The organism is Dyella sp. (assembly GCF_035685885.1).
Lineage (GTDB): Bacteria > Pseudomonadota > Gammaproteobacteria > Xanthomonadales > Rhodanobacteraceae > Dyella.
In genome coordinates, this window is record NZ_DASRZX010000161.1 from 42,822 (window position 1) to 58,237 (window position 15,416).

The 15,416-nt window shown below is 65.6% G+C and carries 17 protein-coding genes; 5 read left to right on the plus strand and 12 right to left on the minus strand.

Annotation, left to right across the window (positions count from 1 at the left end):
• Nucleotides 1–22: 22 nt before the first annotated feature.
• The 9 genes from rapZ to VFG49_RS18325 all read right to left on the minus strand — a co-directional run bounded on the left by rapZ (nt 23) and on the right by VFG49_RS18325 (nt 7,706).
• A complete protein-coding gene (rapZ, locus tag VFG49_RS18285; protein ID WP_324863241.1) occupies nt 23–913 on the minus strand; it encodes an RNase adapter RapZ in 891 nt (296 codons plus the stop codon).
• Nucleotides 914–916: 3 nt separating this feature from the next.
• Nucleotides 917–1,903 carry an HPr(Ser) kinase/phosphatase gene (gene hprK / locus VFG49_RS18290; protein ID WP_324863242.1) on the minus strand — a complete coding sequence of 329 codons (987 nt, stop codon included), beginning with the start codon at nt 1,901–1,903 and terminating at the stop codon, nt 917–919.
• 107 nt (nt 1,904–2,010) lie between these two features.
• Nucleotides 2,011–2,334: a ribosome hibernation-promoting factor, HPF/YfiA family gene (gene hpf, locus VFG49_RS18295; protein WP_324863244.1), complete on the minus strand. Its 324-nt coding sequence runs from the start codon at nt 2,332–2,334 to the stop codon at nt 2,011–2,013.
• A 282-nt stretch (nt 2,335–2,616) separates the two neighbouring features.
• The gene (locus VFG49_RS18300) at nt 2,617–4,092 is read right to left on the minus strand and encodes an RNA polymerase factor sigma-54 (RefSeq protein ID WP_324863246.1); all 1,476 of its coding nucleotides are present in this window, start codon (nt 4,090–4,092) and stop codon (nt 2,617–2,619) included.
• A gap of 125 nt (nt 4,093–4,217) precedes the next feature.
• Nucleotides 4,218–4,937 (minus strand): LPS export ABC transporter ATP-binding protein, encoded by a 720-nt coding sequence (gene lptB, locus VFG49_RS18305; RefSeq protein WP_324863250.1) that lies wholly within the window; start codon nt 4,935–4,937, stop codon nt 4,218–4,220.
• A 3-nt stretch (nt 4,938–4,940) separates the two neighbouring features.
• Nucleotides 4,941–5,522 carry a lipopolysaccharide transport periplasmic protein LptA gene (gene lptA, locus VFG49_RS18310; protein WP_324863252.1) on the minus strand — a complete coding sequence of 194 codons (582 nt, stop codon included), beginning with the start codon at nt 5,520–5,522 and terminating at the stop codon, nt 4,941–4,943.
• A complete protein-coding gene (gene lptC, locus VFG49_RS18315; RefSeq protein ID WP_324863254.1) occupies nt 5,476–6,081 on the minus strand; it encodes an LPS export ABC transporter periplasmic protein LptC in 606 nt (201 codons plus the stop codon). The genes lptA and lptC overlap by 47 nt, the downstream gene beginning before the upstream one ends.
• Nucleotides 6,078–6,617 (minus strand): HAD-IIIA family hydrolase, encoded by a 540-nt coding sequence (locus VFG49_RS18320; RefSeq protein ID WP_324863256.1) that lies wholly within the window; start codon nt 6,615–6,617, stop codon nt 6,078–6,080. Before VFG49_RS18320 ends, lptC begins: the two co-directional genes overlap by 4 nt.
• 78 nt (nt 6,618–6,695) lie before the next feature.
• On the minus strand, nt 6,696–7,706 hold the full coding sequence (locus VFG49_RS18325) for a KpsF/GutQ family sugar-phosphate isomerase (protein WP_324863258.1): 1,011 nt from the start codon (nt 7,704–7,706) through the stop codon (nt 6,696–6,698).
• A 253-nt stretch (nt 7,707–7,959) separates the two neighbouring features.
• Between VFG49_RS18325 and VFG49_RS18330 the strand changes: the two genes are divergently transcribed.
• Both VFG49_RS18330 and murA read left to right on the plus strand, forming a co-directional pair.
• Nucleotides 7,960–8,199 carry a BolA family protein gene (locus VFG49_RS18330; RefSeq protein ID WP_324863261.1) on the plus strand — a complete coding sequence of 80 codons (240 nt, stop codon included), beginning with the start codon at nt 7,960–7,962 and terminating at the stop codon, nt 8,197–8,199.
• Between the two features lie 45 nt (nt 8,200–8,244).
• Nucleotides 8,245–9,504, plus strand: a complete 1,260-nt coding sequence (gene murA, locus VFG49_RS18335; RefSeq protein WP_324863263.1) for a UDP-N-acetylglucosamine 1-carboxyvinyltransferase — start codon at nt 8,245–8,247, stop codon at nt 9,502–9,504.
• 165 nt (nt 9,505–9,669) lie between these two features.
• Here the strand turns inward: murA and VFG49_RS18340 are convergent, their stop codons facing one another.
• The 3 genes from VFG49_RS18340 to purM are packed head-to-tail and all read right to left on the minus strand — an operon-like array spanning nt 9,670 to nt 12,181.
• Nucleotides 9,670–10,386, minus strand: a complete 717-nt coding sequence (locus tag VFG49_RS18340; RefSeq protein WP_324863265.1) for a DUF3108 domain-containing protein — start codon at nt 10,384–10,386, stop codon at nt 9,670–9,672.
• A 55-nt stretch (nt 10,387–10,441) separates the two neighbouring features.
• Nucleotides 10,442–11,104, minus strand: coding sequence for a phosphoribosylglycinamide formyltransferase (gene purN / locus VFG49_RS18345; RefSeq protein ID WP_324863266.1), 663 nt, complete (start codon nt 11,102–11,104; stop codon nt 10,442–10,444).
• A 6-nt stretch (nt 11,105–11,110) separates the two neighbouring features.
• Nucleotides 11,111–12,181, minus strand: a complete 1,071-nt coding sequence (gene purM, locus VFG49_RS18350) for a phosphoribosylformylglycinamidine cyclo-ligase (protein ID WP_324863268.1) — start codon at nt 12,179–12,181, stop codon at nt 11,111–11,113.
• A 161-nt stretch (nt 12,182–12,342) separates the two neighbouring features.
• Here purM and VFG49_RS18355 point away from each other — a divergent pair, with 161 nt between their 5' ends.
• From VFG49_RS18355 to hda, 3 genes are all read left to right on the plus strand, one after another.
• Nucleotides 12,343–13,323 (plus strand): DUF2066 domain-containing protein, encoded by a 981-nt coding sequence (locus tag VFG49_RS18355; RefSeq protein WP_324863270.1) that lies wholly within the window; start codon nt 12,343–12,345, stop codon nt 13,321–13,323.
• A gap of 90 nt (nt 13,324–13,413) precedes the next feature.
• Entirely contained in the window at nt 13,414–14,595 is a 1,182-nt protein-coding gene (locus VFG49_RS18360; RefSeq protein WP_324863272.1) for an AI-2E family transporter, read from the plus strand.
• Nucleotides 14,592–15,296 (plus strand): DnaA regulatory inactivator Hda, encoded by a 705-nt coding sequence (hda, locus tag VFG49_RS18365; protein WP_324863275.1) that lies wholly within the window; start codon nt 14,592–14,594, stop codon nt 15,294–15,296. Before VFG49_RS18360 ends, hda begins: the two co-directional genes overlap by 4 nt.
• Nucleotides 15,297–15,416 lie beyond the last annotated feature (120 nt).

The window sequence follows — 15,416 nt, forward strand, 5'->3', positions numbered from 1 at the left end:
CTGTGGATGGGCAGCATGGCGATCACTCGAGTTCCCGGTGGAAGGTAAGCACGCCGTTGCGCAGCGCGCGGTAATGGGAAGCCAGCTTCTCCACCAGATACACCGAGCGGTGTCGTCCGCCCGTGCAGCCAATGGAGATGGTGACGTAACTGCGATCGTCCACTTCGAAACGCGGCAGCCAGGTGTCCAGCCAGCGCATGGTATCGCCCAGGTACTCGTTCACCAGTGGCTGCGCATCGAGGTATTCGCGCACGGCCGCATCCTTGCCGGACAGCGGACGCAGCGTCGGGTCCCAGTGCGGGTTGGGCAGGCAGCGCGCGTCAAACACGAAGTCAGCGTCCAGCGGCAGGCCGCGGCGGAACGCAAACGACTGGAACATCAGGGTCAGGCCTTCAGTGGCATCCGCGTAGCCGGTGGCGATCAGGCGGCGCAGTTGATGCACGTTGAGCTCGCTTGAATCGATCACCTTGTCGGCAATCGCGGAAAGCGGACGCAGCAGGCGACGCTCCTCGGCGATCGCGTCGGCCAGCGACACGCCTCGCCGCGACAGCGGATGGCGGCGGCGCGTTTCGGAGTAGCGCTTGATCAGCACATCGTCGCGGCTGTCGAGGAAGATCAGATGCGCATGCACGCCAGCGGAGGCCAGCTCCGACAGCATGGCCGGCATGCGCTGCAGGTCTTCGACGGGATTGCGCACGTCAACGCCCACCGCCACATGCCGGCGCTTTTCGCCCGCGTCCTTGCGCACGGCAGCCACCAGCTGCGGCAGCAGGGCCGTGGGCAGGTTGTCCACGCAGTAGAACTCGAGATCCTCCAGCGCGCGCAGCGCGACGGTCTTGCCGCCGCCAGACATGCCCGTGAGCACGATCAGGTGCGTGGCGCCAGGTGAAGCAGGGAGAGGTTTATCGCTCATGGTTCACCACGGAGGCAGCCGGCGCATCTGGTGCGCCTGGCGGTCGATGAAAGTCTGGGCCGGATCGATGCCCTTGCTCTTGAGCACATGATTGCGCACGGCAGCCTCCACCAGCACGGCGAGGTTGCGGCCTGGCGCGACGGGAATGGTGATCATCGGCACCGGCACCTCGAAGATCTCGCGACGTCCGACGTCGCCGGTGAGGCGGGTGAGACCATCGGTATCCTCGCCTTCGCGCAGTGGCTTGAGGTGCACTACCAGGCGCAGGTATTTGGACGGCTTGACGGCCGTGTGGCCGAACATCTCGCGCACGTTCAGCACGCCCAGGCCCCGCACTTCCAACAAATCCTGCAACAGCTCGGGACACGTGCCGTCGATCACATCAGGTGCGATCAGGGTGAACTCGGTGGCGTCGTCGGCGACCAGGCGATGGCCGCGGCTGATCAGTTCCAGCGCCAACTCGCTCTTGCCCGAGCCCGATTCGCCGGTAATCAGCACGCCGATCGAAAACACTTCCAGGAACACGCCATGCAGCGTCACCTTGGGCGCCAGCACGCGCGCCAGGTAGTACTGCATCCAGGTCAGCAACTCGTGTCCCCGCTTGGAGCTGATCCATAGCGGCGTGTTGGTTTCCTCGGCCACTTCCCGCAGGTCGGTGGGAATGGCCTGGTCCTTGGTCACGATGATCGCCACCGGCTGGTACGCCGCGATCTTGTTGATCGCCTCCCAGCGCTGGCGCGAATCCAGCCCGTCGAGGTAGTTGAGCTCCTCGGTACCGATGATCTGGATCTTGTTGGGATAGATGACGTTGAGATAGCCGATCAACGACGGGCGACGGGTGGTCGTGGCGGCCTGTTCCAGTGCGCGCGACTCGCCGCGCATGCCCGAGACCCAGCGCAACGCCATGCGCTCGTGAACACCATCGTAGATTTGTCGGGCAGTCAGCCGGTCCAAGCCAGGTCCTTTGCGCCGCGGATGGAAAGGCCACATGGCCCCGGCGGCTACACGGACATTGTGCCAGTTCGCACCGGCGGGCGCCTTGGAAGCGGTATGCGGGAGGGGAAAGGCCCGCCCGGGGCGGGCGGGCCGGGACAGCGTCAGCCGTAGAGGCGCTCTTCGCGCGAGGCGCGCTGGTGCTTGTCGCAGATCTTCTCGCGATGCTTGCGCAACTGGGTCACCAGCTTGTCGAACAGGACGTCGATGGAGACGTACATGTCGTTCTCAGTGGCTTCGGCGTGCAGGGACGAACCGGTCACGGTAAGCGTGCCTTCGGCGCGCTGCTGCAACTTGTTCACTGAAAGCACGATGCTGAGACTGAGACTGCGTTCGTCGAGGCGGGTGAGGCGGTCGAGCCGACTGTTTACGTGATCCCGAAGGGCCGGGGTGACTTCAATCTGCTGGCCGCTGAGCTGAACTTGCATGTTGCGCCTCCTCTGGTACATGCCGCTGATGCGGCAGGGAACGATGCGTCGGTCGTTTCGTGTCGCTACCGACACACCTTTGAAAACGGTTGGTTTCCGATGGAACGTTCCGGCCTCCTCACCAAATCGGGATAGTCACTATGCGCCTTTGTCGTGGGGCTCGCGTTAGGAATCCCTTCACGCCTCGGAACGTGCTCTTCGGAGCCTTGCCATTGATTATGAGGACGACTTTTTCGCCGCCAAGTTCCCCGGGACGCTTTGCCACAGCGCAGGAAGACATGTTCAGCCAGCGCGCTGACGCTCGCTGGAGCTGGGGATGCGCATGGCCTCGCGATACTTGGCCACGGTGCGTCGGGCTACCTGGATGCCCTTGCGGTGCAGTTCCTCCGCAATCGCCTGGTCGGAGAGCGGCTTGCGCGGGTCTTCGGCATCGACGAGCTTGCGCAGCATGGCCTGGATGGCGGTGGCCGATGCGCTGCCGCCGTCTTCGGTGGACACGCCGCTGGAGAAGAAATGCTTGAGCTCGAAGGTCCCGCGCGGCGTGTGGATGTACTTGCGCGTGGTCACGCGGGAAATGGTCGATTCATGCATGCCCACCTCCTCGGCCACTTCGCGCAGCACCAACGGATGCATCGCTTCGGGGCCGTAGTCGAGGAAGGCACTCTGTCGTCGCACGATGGCCTCGGCCACCTTGAGCAGCGTCTCCGCGCGCGATTCCAGGCTCTTGATGAGCCAGCGCGCTTCCTGCAACTGGCCGCGCATCCAGCTGGCGTCGGTGCCGCGTGCCTGTGCGATCAGTCCGCAATAGTGCTGGTTCAGTCCCAGGCGCGGCTGGCAGTCCGGGTTGAGGCTGACGCGCCAGCGCCCGCTGTCCTTGCGCGCGTAGACATCCGGTGCCACGTATTCCACGGGCGTGACATCGAGCGCCGCGCCGGGGCGTGGATCGAGGCTGCGTATCAGCACGGCAGCGGCAGCGGCGTCGTCCTCACTCGCTCGCAACTTGCGCGCGAGGCGCGCGATGTCGTTGCGCGCGAGCAGTTCCAGCTCGCTGTCCACGATGCGCAGGGCGAGTTCGCGCTGCGGCGTGGCGGCGCCGAACTGTTCCAGTTGCACGCGCAGGCAGTCACGCAGGTCCAGGCTGGCCACGCCTGTCGGATCGAAACGCTGCAACAGGCGGCGCACATGTTCCATCTCGGCGGCGCTGGCCTTGACGTCCGGCGGAAGCGCGGCGATCAACGATTCCATGCTCTCGGTGAGATAGCCGTCCGGATTCAGGGAGTCGATGAGCACTTCGGCGATGGTGTGGTCGCGCGCGCTCATGTGGGTGAGGTTGAGCTGCCAGAGCAGGTGCTCCTGCAGCGTTTCCGGCGCGGCGCTTTGTGGCTCGAATCCCTCTTCGTCGCCGTTGGCACCATTGGCGCCCGTGCGTGAAGAGCCGCTGACGCCGGAAAAGTCGATCGGATCTTCGGGTGCGCCGCCGTCGTCGGCCGTCCATTCGGTCGCGTCCGTATCGTCGCCCATGTCGTTGCTGCTCGAGCTTGGCGTGCTCGCAGGCAACTCGACGATGCTGCGCTCTTCCTCGCCCTCGGCTTCCTCCGGGTTGTCCTCGGAGAACTCCAGCAGCGGATTGCTTTCCGCGATCTGGCGCAGCTCGGCCTCTAGCTCCAACTGCGACAGCTGCAGGAGGCGGATGGCCTGCTGCAGTTGCGGCGTGAGCGTAAGCTGCTGATTGAGGCGAAACTGCAGTCCGGGTTTCATGCCAGGCGGTCAGGATGAACTCAAAGTCATCCTAACGCGTGCCCTCCATGTCGGCCATAGGTCAAAGGCCGAATCGCGTACTACCTCCGGTTTAGCGGTGTAGCCCGAGTGTTACAGCACGAGGATCAGAGGCGGAATTCGCGACCCAGGTACACTTCCCGGACCTTCTCGTCGGCAAGGATATGGGCCGGCGTGCCGCGCGAAAGCACTTCGCCGTCGTTGAGGATGTAGGCGCGATCGCAGATGCCCAGCGTCTCTCGCACGTTGTGGTCGGTGATGAGCACGCCGATGCCGCGCTCCTTGAGGTGGCGCACGATGCGCTGGATTTCGCCCACTGAAATGGGGTCCACGCCAGCGAACGGTTCGTCCAGCAGCATGTAGCGCGGGTGCGCAGCCAGGGCACGGGCAATCTCCACGCGACGGCGCTCGCCGCCGGAAAGGCTGATGCCTTTCTGGCCCGCGATGTGCGAGATCTTCAGCTCGTCCAGCAGGCTCTCCAGCTCATTGGCTCGGCGCTTTTCGTCCCAGCCCTCGCGCAGCTCGAGCACGGCCATGATGTTGTCGGCCACGCTCAGGCGACGGAACACCGAAGCTTCCTGCGGCAGATAGCCAATGCCGAGTTTGGCGCGCTGATGCATGGGCAGGCCGGTAATGTCCTGCTTGTCCAGCTTGATGGTGCCGGCATCGGCCTCGATCAGTCCCACCACCATGTAGAAGCAGGTGGTCTTGCCCGCGCCATTGGGGCCAAGCAAGCCGACCACCTCGCCCTCGCGGATGGAGAAAGCGAAGTCACGCACGACCTGGCGCGATTTGAAACTCTTCTGCAGACCTTCGGCGGAAAGCATCGATTAGTGGCCCTCGGCCGGTTTCGGCGCCTGCGGCGGTGTCGGCGTAGCGGGCTTGACCTTGGGCAGGAACATGCCATGCACCACGCCTTCGCCACCGGATTCACCGGTGATCAGGCTGGTATTGGTGTTGTAGGTGAGCTTGTCGCCGTGGAACTCACCGCGACCCTGCTGCGTCACCGACGCATTGCCGATCAGCACGGCGATGCCATTGATGTTGTCGTAGTCGAGCGTGGCCGCGTCGCCCTGCATCAGGTTGTTGTTGTCGTCCAACTGCTGGATGTGCGCCGGGCTGCCGGTGACGACGACGCGCGCGATCTGCGTGTCGGCGTCGAGGTGCACCTTGGCCACGCTGCCCGTCACCTTGAGCGTGCCCTGGGTAAGGATCACGTTGCCCGTCAGCGTGCTGACGGTGTTCGGCGCGTTGTACGCGTCGGTGGACTTCGCCTGGAAGTTCATCGGCTGGTTGCGGTCGTCCTGCTTGGCGAATGCCGGTTGCAGGAAGAGAACGCCAAGGCAGAGCAGCCCGAGGGAAAGCTCAGGACGACTTCTTTTTGCGCGGCGGGAACGAGCCGTGGCTTTCATCGAGCAGCTCCATGTGATTGGTGTTGAGGTTGGCACGCATGCCAACCCCGCTCATTGTACTGTCGCCCTGCACCATGTGCGCCGCGGTGGCCGTCTCCATGCGGTTTTCCTTGGGCCACGCGGTGACGTCGGAAGTATGGATTTCGGCGGCAGGATTGTCCGGGAAGGCGAGCCGGTGCATATACACCGGCCCCTGCAGCTTGAGCAGGGTGCCGCTCTTGTCCACCCACGCATACAGGGACTCGCCCAGCCAGGGCGGCACGTTGTCCTGGTTGGAGGGCAGCTCGAACTTGGGCGTGTTGATGTACAGCGACTCGTCGTTCTCGCGGCGTTCCAGGTGCGGGGCGACCATGTTGAAGCTGGGCAGGCCGTCCACGCCGTACGACCACAGCCGGAAGTTGGTGAGCGTGTAGCCCGAACGCGGCGGACCCACGAAGTCGCTCACCTTCGGTGCCGGTGCCAGCCACCAATACAGCCCTTGGGCCGCGCCCGTGGCAGCGGCGATAAGGATGATCGCGACCAGCACACCGCGGTCGCGCACGTAGGTACGCAGGTTCACTGCCAGCGCCCCCGCTCCGCATCGGACTTGCCCTGCGCGTGCAGGATCACATCGGCCACCTCGCGTGCCGCACCCAGGCCGCCGCCATGCGTGGTCTGCCAGTGCGCCTGCTCAGCTACCCACGGGTGGGCGTTGGCCACGGCCACGGCCAGACCGACGATGCGCATGGGCGGCAGGTCGGGCAGATCGTCGCCGACGAAGGCCACTTCTTCCGGAGACAGCGCCAGCGCCTCGAGGAGCTGGTCCAGACAGGCGCGCTTGTCGCCCTGGCCCTGGTACACGTGGGCGATGTCCAGTTCCTCCGCACGCAGGGCCACCGGGTGGCTGATGCGCGCGGAGATGATCGCCACCTGCACGCCGTTGGCCATCAGGCGCTTGAGCCCCAGCCCGTCGTGCACGTGGAAGACCTTGGTCTCGTGGCCGTCCTCGCCGTACCACAGGCGGCCGTCGGTCAATGTGCCGTCCACGTCGAATACAGCGAGGCGGATTTTGGCGGCACGGGCGAGTACGTCTGCGGAAATGTCAGCCAGATACATGGGCACGGTCGGCAAGGGGGCGGGAAGGCGTTACCGTCAAACGCCGCAGGGGCGACACGGTGCACGGAGGGCTTTCGATCAGACCACGCGCGCGCGGAGCAGATCGTGAATGTTCAGGGCGCCAACCACCTGCTGATCGTCATTGACCACCAGCAGCGCATGGATCTGGTGCTTTTCCATCAGCTGGGCGGCTTCGATGGCGAGCTTGTCGGCCGTGATCGTCTTGGGACCGCGTGTCATCAACTCGGCCACGGTCGCGCCGCGCAGGTCGACGCCGTCGTCATCCAGGGCGCGGCGAAGGTCACCGTCGGTGAACACGCCAAGCAGGCGACGGTTGCCGTCGATCACGGCGGTCATGCCCAGATGCTTGTGGGTCATCTCCATCAGCGCCTGCGTCAGCGTGGCATTCGGCGATACGGCCGGGATGCCTTCGCCGGTATGCATGATGTCGCTGATGTGCAGCAACAGGCGGCGCCCCAGGCTGCCAGCCGGATGCGAGCGGGCGAAATCTTCGGAGGTGAAGCCGCGGGCCTCCAGTAGCGCAATGGCCAGTGCATCACCCATGACCAGCGCCGCGGTGGTGCTGGCGGTGGGCGCCAGTCCCAGCGGGCAGGCCTCGGCCGCGATGCTGGCATCCAGATGCACGTCGGCCTGGTCGGCCAGGGATGAATTCGCGTTGCCGGTGATCGCGATCAGCGGAATGCCCTGGCGCTTGATCACCGGGAGGATGAAGAGCACTTCGTCCGTTTCGCCGGAATTGGACAGTGCCAGCACCACGTCCTGCGGCAGGATCATGCCCAGGTCGCCGTGGCTCGCCTCACCGGGATGGACGAAGAAGGCCGGCGTGCCGGTAGAGGCCAGTGTCGCCGCGATCTTGCGGCCCACGTGGCCGGATTTGCCCATGCCGGTGACGACCACGCGTCCGGCGCAGCCCATGATCAGCCGGCAGGCTTCCACGAATTCCGCGCCGACGCGGGGCTCCAGCGCACGGATGGCGGCCGCCTCGGTGGCGATCACGGTTCGCGCGCTGCGCACGATGGCGTCGGCGTTGATCGCGTGCGGACTGGTGGTGGCGGCGTGGGCGTTCATGCGTCCTCGAAGGCTGGTGCCGGAATTTAGTCATCACCCTGAACGGGTAAGTCAGGATGAATGTTCCGTTGAGTCATGGGGTTGAGTGGTGACGCAGGCCTGGGTGGGAAGGGCGCCGTCAGCACGTGTCGTTTCTGCGACAGACGTTTTCCATTAACATGGCATATTTGCATTTTAACGTCATAGTCGGTGCCAATGGGCCTGGATCGCCTCCAGTCCCGGCGCTGACCCCAACCCTGCAAGTGGAAAACCCATGGACGCTGCCACCATCCAGGCAATGATCGAACAAGGCCTGCCGGGTGCGCAGGTCGCCGTGAACGGCGACGACGGCGTGCATTTCGAGGCTGAAGTGGTGGCCGAACAGTTCGCCGGCAAGCTTCCGCTGGCACGCCACCGGCTGGTTTACGCCACGCTGGGCGATCTCATGGGCGGCGCGATCCATGCGCTGGCCCTGAAAACCCTTACCCCGCAGGAGGCCGCGGCGCGCCGGTAATCGGCAGCGCTGCGACTCCCGAGCACTACATTCGCAAGGACTACGATGGCCAAGATCCTGATCAGCGGCGGCGAGCCGCTTCATGGCGAGGTAGGCATTTCCGGCGCCAAGAACGCCGTGCTGCCGATTCTCGCTTCCTGCCTGCTGGCCGACGAGCCGGTGGCGATCAGCAACGTGCCGCATCTGCACGACGTCACCACCTTCATCGAGCTGCTCGGCCAGATGGGCACGCAGCTGGTGCTGGACGACCGCATGAAGATGCACATCGACCCGCGCTCGACCGACAAGTACTTCGCCCCCTACGACCTCGTGCGCACCATGCGCGCGTCGATCCTGGTGCTGGGCCCGCTGGTGGCGCGTTTTGGCGAGGCGGAAGTGTCGCTGCCGGGCGGCTGCGCCATCGGCTCGCGTCCGGTCGACCAGCACATCCGCGGCCTGCAGGCGCTGGGTGCCGACGTGGTCGTGGAAAACGGCTACATCAAGGCCAAGGCCAAGCGCCTGAAGGGCGCACGCATCTCGATGGACATGGTCACCGTCACCGGCACCGAGAACATCATGATGGCCGCCGCTCTGGCACAGGGCACCACGATCATCGAGAACGCGGCGCAGGAGCCGGAAGTGGTCGACCTGGCGCATTGCCTGATCGCCATGGGCGCGCAAATCGAAGGCGCCGGCACATCCACGCTCACCATCCATGGCGTCGAGCGCCTGCATGGCGCCGAATACGAAGTGCTGCCTGACCGCATCGAGACCGGCACCTTCCTGGTCGGTGCGGCGATGACCGGCGGCAAGGTGCGCGCCCGCAACGCGCGCGCCGACACGCTGGATGCCGTGCTGGCCAAGCTGGAAGACGCCGGTGCGCACATCTCCACGGGCCCCGACTGGATCGAGCTGGACATGCGCGGTCGTCGCCCGAAAGCGGTGAACATCACCACCGCGCCATACCCGGCGTTTCCCACCGACATGCAGGCGCAGTTCACCGCGCTCAACTGCGTGGCCGAAGGCGTGGGCGTGATCACCGAGACGGTGTTCGAGAACCGCTTCATGCACGCGCTGGAACTGCAGCGCCTGGGTGCCGACATCCGCCTGGAAGGCAACACCGCGATCATCAAGGGTGTGGAGAAGATGAGCGGCGCACCGATCATGGCCACCGACCTGCGTGCTTCGGCGTGCCTCGTGCTGGCTGGCCTGGTCGCCGAGGGCGACACCACCGTCGATCGCGTGTACCACATCGATCGCGGTTACGAGAACATCGAGGAAAAGCTGGGCGTGCTGGGCGCGAAGATCCGTCGTTTGCCGTCTTGAAAGTGGCGATCGGATTGCATAAAAAAGGCCGCGTAAGCGGCCTTTTTTCTTTGCGAGAGTCATTTGTAGGAGCGCAGCCAGTGCGCGACAAGCCTACAAAGCGGTAACGATCACGCGCTGCGGTCGCGCACTGGGTGCGCTCCCGCAGAGGTCGAACTGTCAGCCTCAGTTGCCGTTCTTGTAGCTCACCAATTCCAACGTTAGATTGCCGCCGTCGCTCTGCGCCAGCTTCACGGGCACCGGATACTTCTGCGGCGCGTACCACGCGCTGAACGCCTTGTTGTCGTCGCTGCGCTCCACACGATCGGCCTGGAAGCTGCCTGCGGGCACCTTCACCGCATCCTTGCCGGCTACCTTGAACGTCTGCGTCTCCACGTTGCGTTTCACCGCGACCGGCAACGCAACGCTCTGCTTGCCCGCGCGCAGCGCCAGGCCGATGGCGTAGGGCGCGGTGTTGCGGTCCACCAGGCCGGGAACGCTGGCGTAGTTCATCGGGCCCTTGCCTTCGTCCACGGTGACCTGGTTGGTGGTCCAGTTCACCTCGGTATGGCGCTGCTTGCTCTTGATCGCGGCATCCATGCGGTAGTCATAGCTCACCGTCTCTGGCGTGTTGTTGTTCCAGCGGAAGCGCGTCGTTTCGTTGGAGTTGGCGCCGAGCGCTGCTGCAAGGCCGGAGGTGCCCTTGGTCTGGTTGCTGTATTCCCACTGGCCGTCGCTTGCCGAGCGCAGCGTAACCACGGCCTGGCCGATCGGCTGGCCACCCTGGGACACCTGGTAGGTTGCCGTGAACGGCGCCGGTGTGTTTGCGGCGAACGCGGCGGAGGCGGAGAACGCCAGCACCAGGCCGGCGACGAACGTGCGGAGTGTGTTGGACTGGGTCATGGACCTGAAGTCTACGTGCCGATCCTGAACGTGTCGTAGAGGCCCGGTGGCGAGCTCAGTCAACCAGATGGCCGTTGCGCAGTTGCAGTGGACCGTTTCGTGGATTGCCATCGAGCACCACCACGTCGGGAGGCAGCAGTGACAAACGACTCTCGGCGATGAGCCGGAGCACGGCGGGCAACAGCTGGTGTTCGAACGTCAGCAGGCGCTGGGCCAGCTGCAATTCATCGTCGCCCGGCCGGATGCCGATCAGGGCTTGCGCGATGACCGGTCCGCCATCCAGTTCGGCAGTGACGTAATGCACGCTGGCGCCATGCTCGGCATCTCCGGCTTCCAGCGCGCGCCGGTGCGTGTGCAGGCCACGGTATTTCGGAAGCAGCGACGGATGGATGTTGATCATCCGGCCTACCCACGGCTTCAGCACTTCGCCATCGAGGATGCGCATGAAGCCGGCCAGCACCAGCACGTCTGCGCCGCTTTCATCGAGGCGTCGGAACAGCTCGACGTCGAAGTCGCGGCGGCTGGCGAAGGCCTTGGGATCGAGCACGAAGGTGGGAATGCCTGCGTCGCCAGCCAGCTGCAGTGCGCCGGCCTTGGCCTTGTCGCTGCCCACCAGCACGAGGTCGATCGGCAGTTCGCCCGCGTCACGCGCGGCGATCAGGGCTTGCAGATTGCTGCCGCGCCCGGAGGCGAGCACGGCGACGCGAAGACGCGACATGGTGGTTCAGCCGATGTGGACGCGCTCGTCGCCCTGGGCCGGCACGATCTCGCCGATCACCGAGCTGGCCAGGCCATGCTTGGCCAGCAGGGTCGAGGCGGCGCTGACGGCGTCACGCGGCAGGATCACGGTGAAGCCGACGCCACAGTTGAACGTGCGCCACATTTCCTCGCGCGCCACGTTGCCTTCGCGCATCAGCCACTCGAATACCGGCGGCAGCACGATGGCGGCAGCGTCCAGCTGGATGCCGAGTGCGTCGGGCACCACGCGGATGATGTTTTCCTTCAGGCCGCCACCGGTGATGTGGGCCATGCCGTGCACCGGCATTGAGGAGTCCGCACATGGATGGGCGGGGCTTTGCGATGGATTCGCGCGAAGTAACTCGAGCATCGGCTTCACGTAGATGGTGGTCGGCGCCATCAGCGCGTCGGCCAGCGTCACGCCGCCAAGGTCAAGGTCCAGCGGGTTGCCGGCGCGCTCGAGGATCTTGCGGATCAGCGAGTAGCCATTGGAGTGCGGGCCGGAGGAGGCCACGCCCAGGATCACGTCGCCCGCCACGATGGCGTCGCCGCTGAGCAGCTGCGACTTTTCCACCGCGCCGACGGTGAAGCCGCCCAGATCGTATTCACCCGGCGGGTACATGTCGGGCATTTCGGCCGTCTCGCCGCCGATCAGCGCGCAACCGGCCAGCTCGCAGCCCTTGGCGATGCCGCCGACCACGGCCACGGTGGTGTCCACGTCCAGCTTGCCGGTGGCGAAGTAGTCGAGGAAGAACAGCGGCTCGGCGCCCTGCACCAGCACGTCGTTGACGCACATGCCGACCAGGTCGATGCCGATGGTGTCGTGGCGACCCAGCTGCTGGGCCAGCTTGAGCTTGGTGCCGACGCCGTCGGTGCCCGACACCAGTACCGGTTCCTTGTACTTGCCGGACAGGTCGAACAGCCCGCCGAAGCCGCCCAGGCCGCCCATGACTTCAGGACGTGAGGTGCGCTTGACCAGTGGCTTGATGCGTTCGACCACGGCATTGCCCGCGTCGATGTCGACGCCAGCGGCGCGGTAGGTGAGGGCGTCGGACATGGGGTTAACCCGGCGTGGAGAAACGTCAAATTGTAGCAGCCAAGGCGTCAACCTGCCTGAGCACCGGGCACAGGCTGCTGCAGGAAGCGCGACCGCTTCGATGGACGCTGCGGGCCGGATTGGGCAGACTCCCGATGTTTCCCACCGGATGCCGCTTCCCCATGCGCCTGTCCCGCCTGCTGCTCGTCTGTCTGATGCTGGGTTTCGCCCCGCTGTTGTCCGTGCACGCCCAAGGCCAGGTGTCGCCCTATACGGTGGTGGTGTCGGTGGCCGACACCAGCGATGCGGCGCGCACCAATGCCTTTGGCGATGCGCTGGCGCAGGTGCTGGCGCGCACTTCCGGCGGACAGGACCTCAGCAGCAAGCCCGGTTACCCCGATGCGCTGAAGGGCGCCAGCGGCATCGTCAAGCAGTACCAATACCAGCGTGCCGCCACGGGCATGAGCCTGCAGGTGACCTTCGACGAGGCGGCCGTGCAGCGCACCGTCGCCCAGTTGGGCGTGGCGAGCGCCGGCCCGCGCCCACCCGTGCTGCTGGTGGTACGCGACGAGGACGGCAGCGTGCTGACCCGCGAGGCGCTGACGGCACTTACCCAGGCGGTGGCGGCGCGGGGATACAGCACCGTGCTGGCTGATCCGGCCAAGACCGGCGATACGCCGAACCTGACCAGCGCCGAACCCGACCAGGTGGCGACCCTGGCGCGCCAGTACAAGACAGGCCTGATCCTGCTGGGCCAGCTGCACGGCACCAGCGCCGACTGGGTACTGGTTTCGGGGGGGCCGCAGCAGCGCTGGAACAACGATGGCGCCAATGCGTCCGCGCTGCTCACGGATGCGGGCAACGGCCTGGCCGATCGCCTGGGCAAGCAGATGAACGTGATCGGCTCGGCCACCGTCGATGGCAAGCTGTGGGTATCTCAGATCAACTCGGCGTCCGATTACGCCAACCTGCTCGCCACGCTGCGCGCCGATCCATCGGTGCGTCAGGTCACGACGCTGAGCGCGCAGGGCGACGGCATGTTGTTCGCGGTGAAGGTCAGCCTGCCGATGGACGTGCTGGCGGCCAATCTCGCGGCCGGCGGACGACTGTTGCGTGGCGACGCGCACAGCGACGCGGACGCCAGCCTGCGCTGGGTCCACTGATCGCGCACTCGCCGTTTCTTCACGGGCATCGCGCTGGCGATGCAGCAGTCCATGGGCCACACTGGCCCACCCGCCCAATGAGCCATGTCGATGACTCATGACACGTCCCGCCGCTGGCAGATGCTGGCGATCACCGCCGTCATCCTCTATCTGTTCTGGTTGTTGGCGCCGGTGCTGATGCCGTTTGCATTCGCAGCGATGCTCGCCTATCTGGGCGACCCGCTGGCCGACCGCCTGCAGCGCTTGGGAATGGGGCGCACGCTCGCGGTGAGCATCGTCTTCATCGTGCTGCTGTTGCTGGCGGTCGGTGCGCTGCTGCTGTTGATCCCACTGATTTCGCGCCAGATCGACAACCTCGTGCAGAACATGCCCCATTACGTGGACTGGGGGCGCAGCGTGGCGTTGCCCTGGATACAGGCCAAGCTGCACCTGGACCCGAATGCGTTCGACAGCGACCGCCTGGGTGCGCAGGTCAAGGAGCACCTGGGTTCGATTGGCGATGCCGCCTCGACGGTGCTCGGCAAGATTTCCCGTTCCAGCCTGGGCGTCATCGCATGGCTGACCAACCTTGTGCTGATTCCGGTGGTCGCCTTCTACCTGCTGCGCGACTGGGACCGACTGGTTGCTTGGGTCGACCGCATGCTGCCCCGCTCGATCGAGCCGACCATCGCCCACCTGGCGCGCGAGGCGGACAGCGTGCTCGGCGCGTTTGTGCGCGGCCAGCTGGCCGTGATGCTGGCGCTAGGCCTGTTCTACGGCGTCGCACTGACTCTCATGGGATTGTCGGTGGGTCCGCTGATCGGCATGGTGGCTGGCTTGCTGAGCTTCGTGCCGTACCTGGGTTTCATCGTCGGCTTTGGCTCGGCCCTCATTGCCGCGCTGGTGCAGTACGGCGACTGGGCCCATGTGCTGATCGTGGTGGGCATCTTCACCGTTGGCCAGCTGCTGGAAGGCTACGTGCTGGTGCCGCGGCTGGTCGGCGAGAAGATCGGCCTGCACCCGGTGGCGGTAATTTTCGCGGTGCTGGCCGGCGGTTACCTGTTCGGCTTCCTGGGCATCCTGCTGGCCTTGCCCGCCGCGTCGGTGATCCTGGTGCTGTTGCGTTATCTTAGCGAGCGCTATCGCCAGAGCGACCTGTACACGGAAGAGGGCCGGGGAGATCCCGTGCTTGCCGAAGTGGACGTCACGGTCGACACGGACGACGGCGAGGTGGAAACGAGCACGATCGTCAGCCGCCCCGACGACCAGAAGGACGCAACACCCTCCGCATGATCCCGCAGTTGCCGCTCGCCCTGCGCTGGCCCCGCCGCCAGCGTTTCGAACATTTCCACCCCGGCGCCAACGCCGCGACGCTTGCTGCCGTGGAGCAATTGGCCCAGATGGCCGGAGCCGCCTGGCTTTATCTGGCGGGCCCTGTGGGTAGTGGCAAGAGCCATCTGCTGATGGCGGCTTGCCAGGCGGCCATCCAGGGCGGGCGCACGGTGCAATATCTGCCGCTGGCCAGCCTGCGCGATCGCGCTTCAGCCATCCGCGGCGTGGCTGGCAGCGAGTTCCTCGCGCTGGATGACCTTGGCGCCATTGCAGGCGATCGCGAAGCCGAGCACGCGCTGTTCGACGTCTATAACCAGGCGAAGGCAGAAGGCGCGACCTTGCTGTTTGCCGCCGAGGCGCTGCCGTCCCAGCTTGGACTGGGCCTGCCAGACCTCCGCTCGCGCCTGGGCGCCTGCCAGCAGGCCTTGCTCAAGCCGCTGGAAGACGCGGAGCGCCGCACCGTGCTGCGCCAGCAGGCGGCCTCGCGCGGCATCGAGCTGGACGACACCGTGCTCGACTGGCTGTTCAATCGCTACGCGCGCGACCTGGGCGCCTTGCTGGATCTGCTCGACCGTCTCGACCAGGCGTCGCTGGCGGCACGTCGGAAGATCACGGTGCCGTTTTTGCGTGGGTTGTTGCGCGAGGGCGAGCAGGGCGCCTGACCCCGCCTCTCCTGTAGGAGCGCACCCAGTGCGCGATCACAGCATCGCCGCTTTGCGACGTCCCCTTGGGGGATAGGCTTTTCGCGCACTGAGTGCGCTCCTGCAGAGAGCTGGCACGAG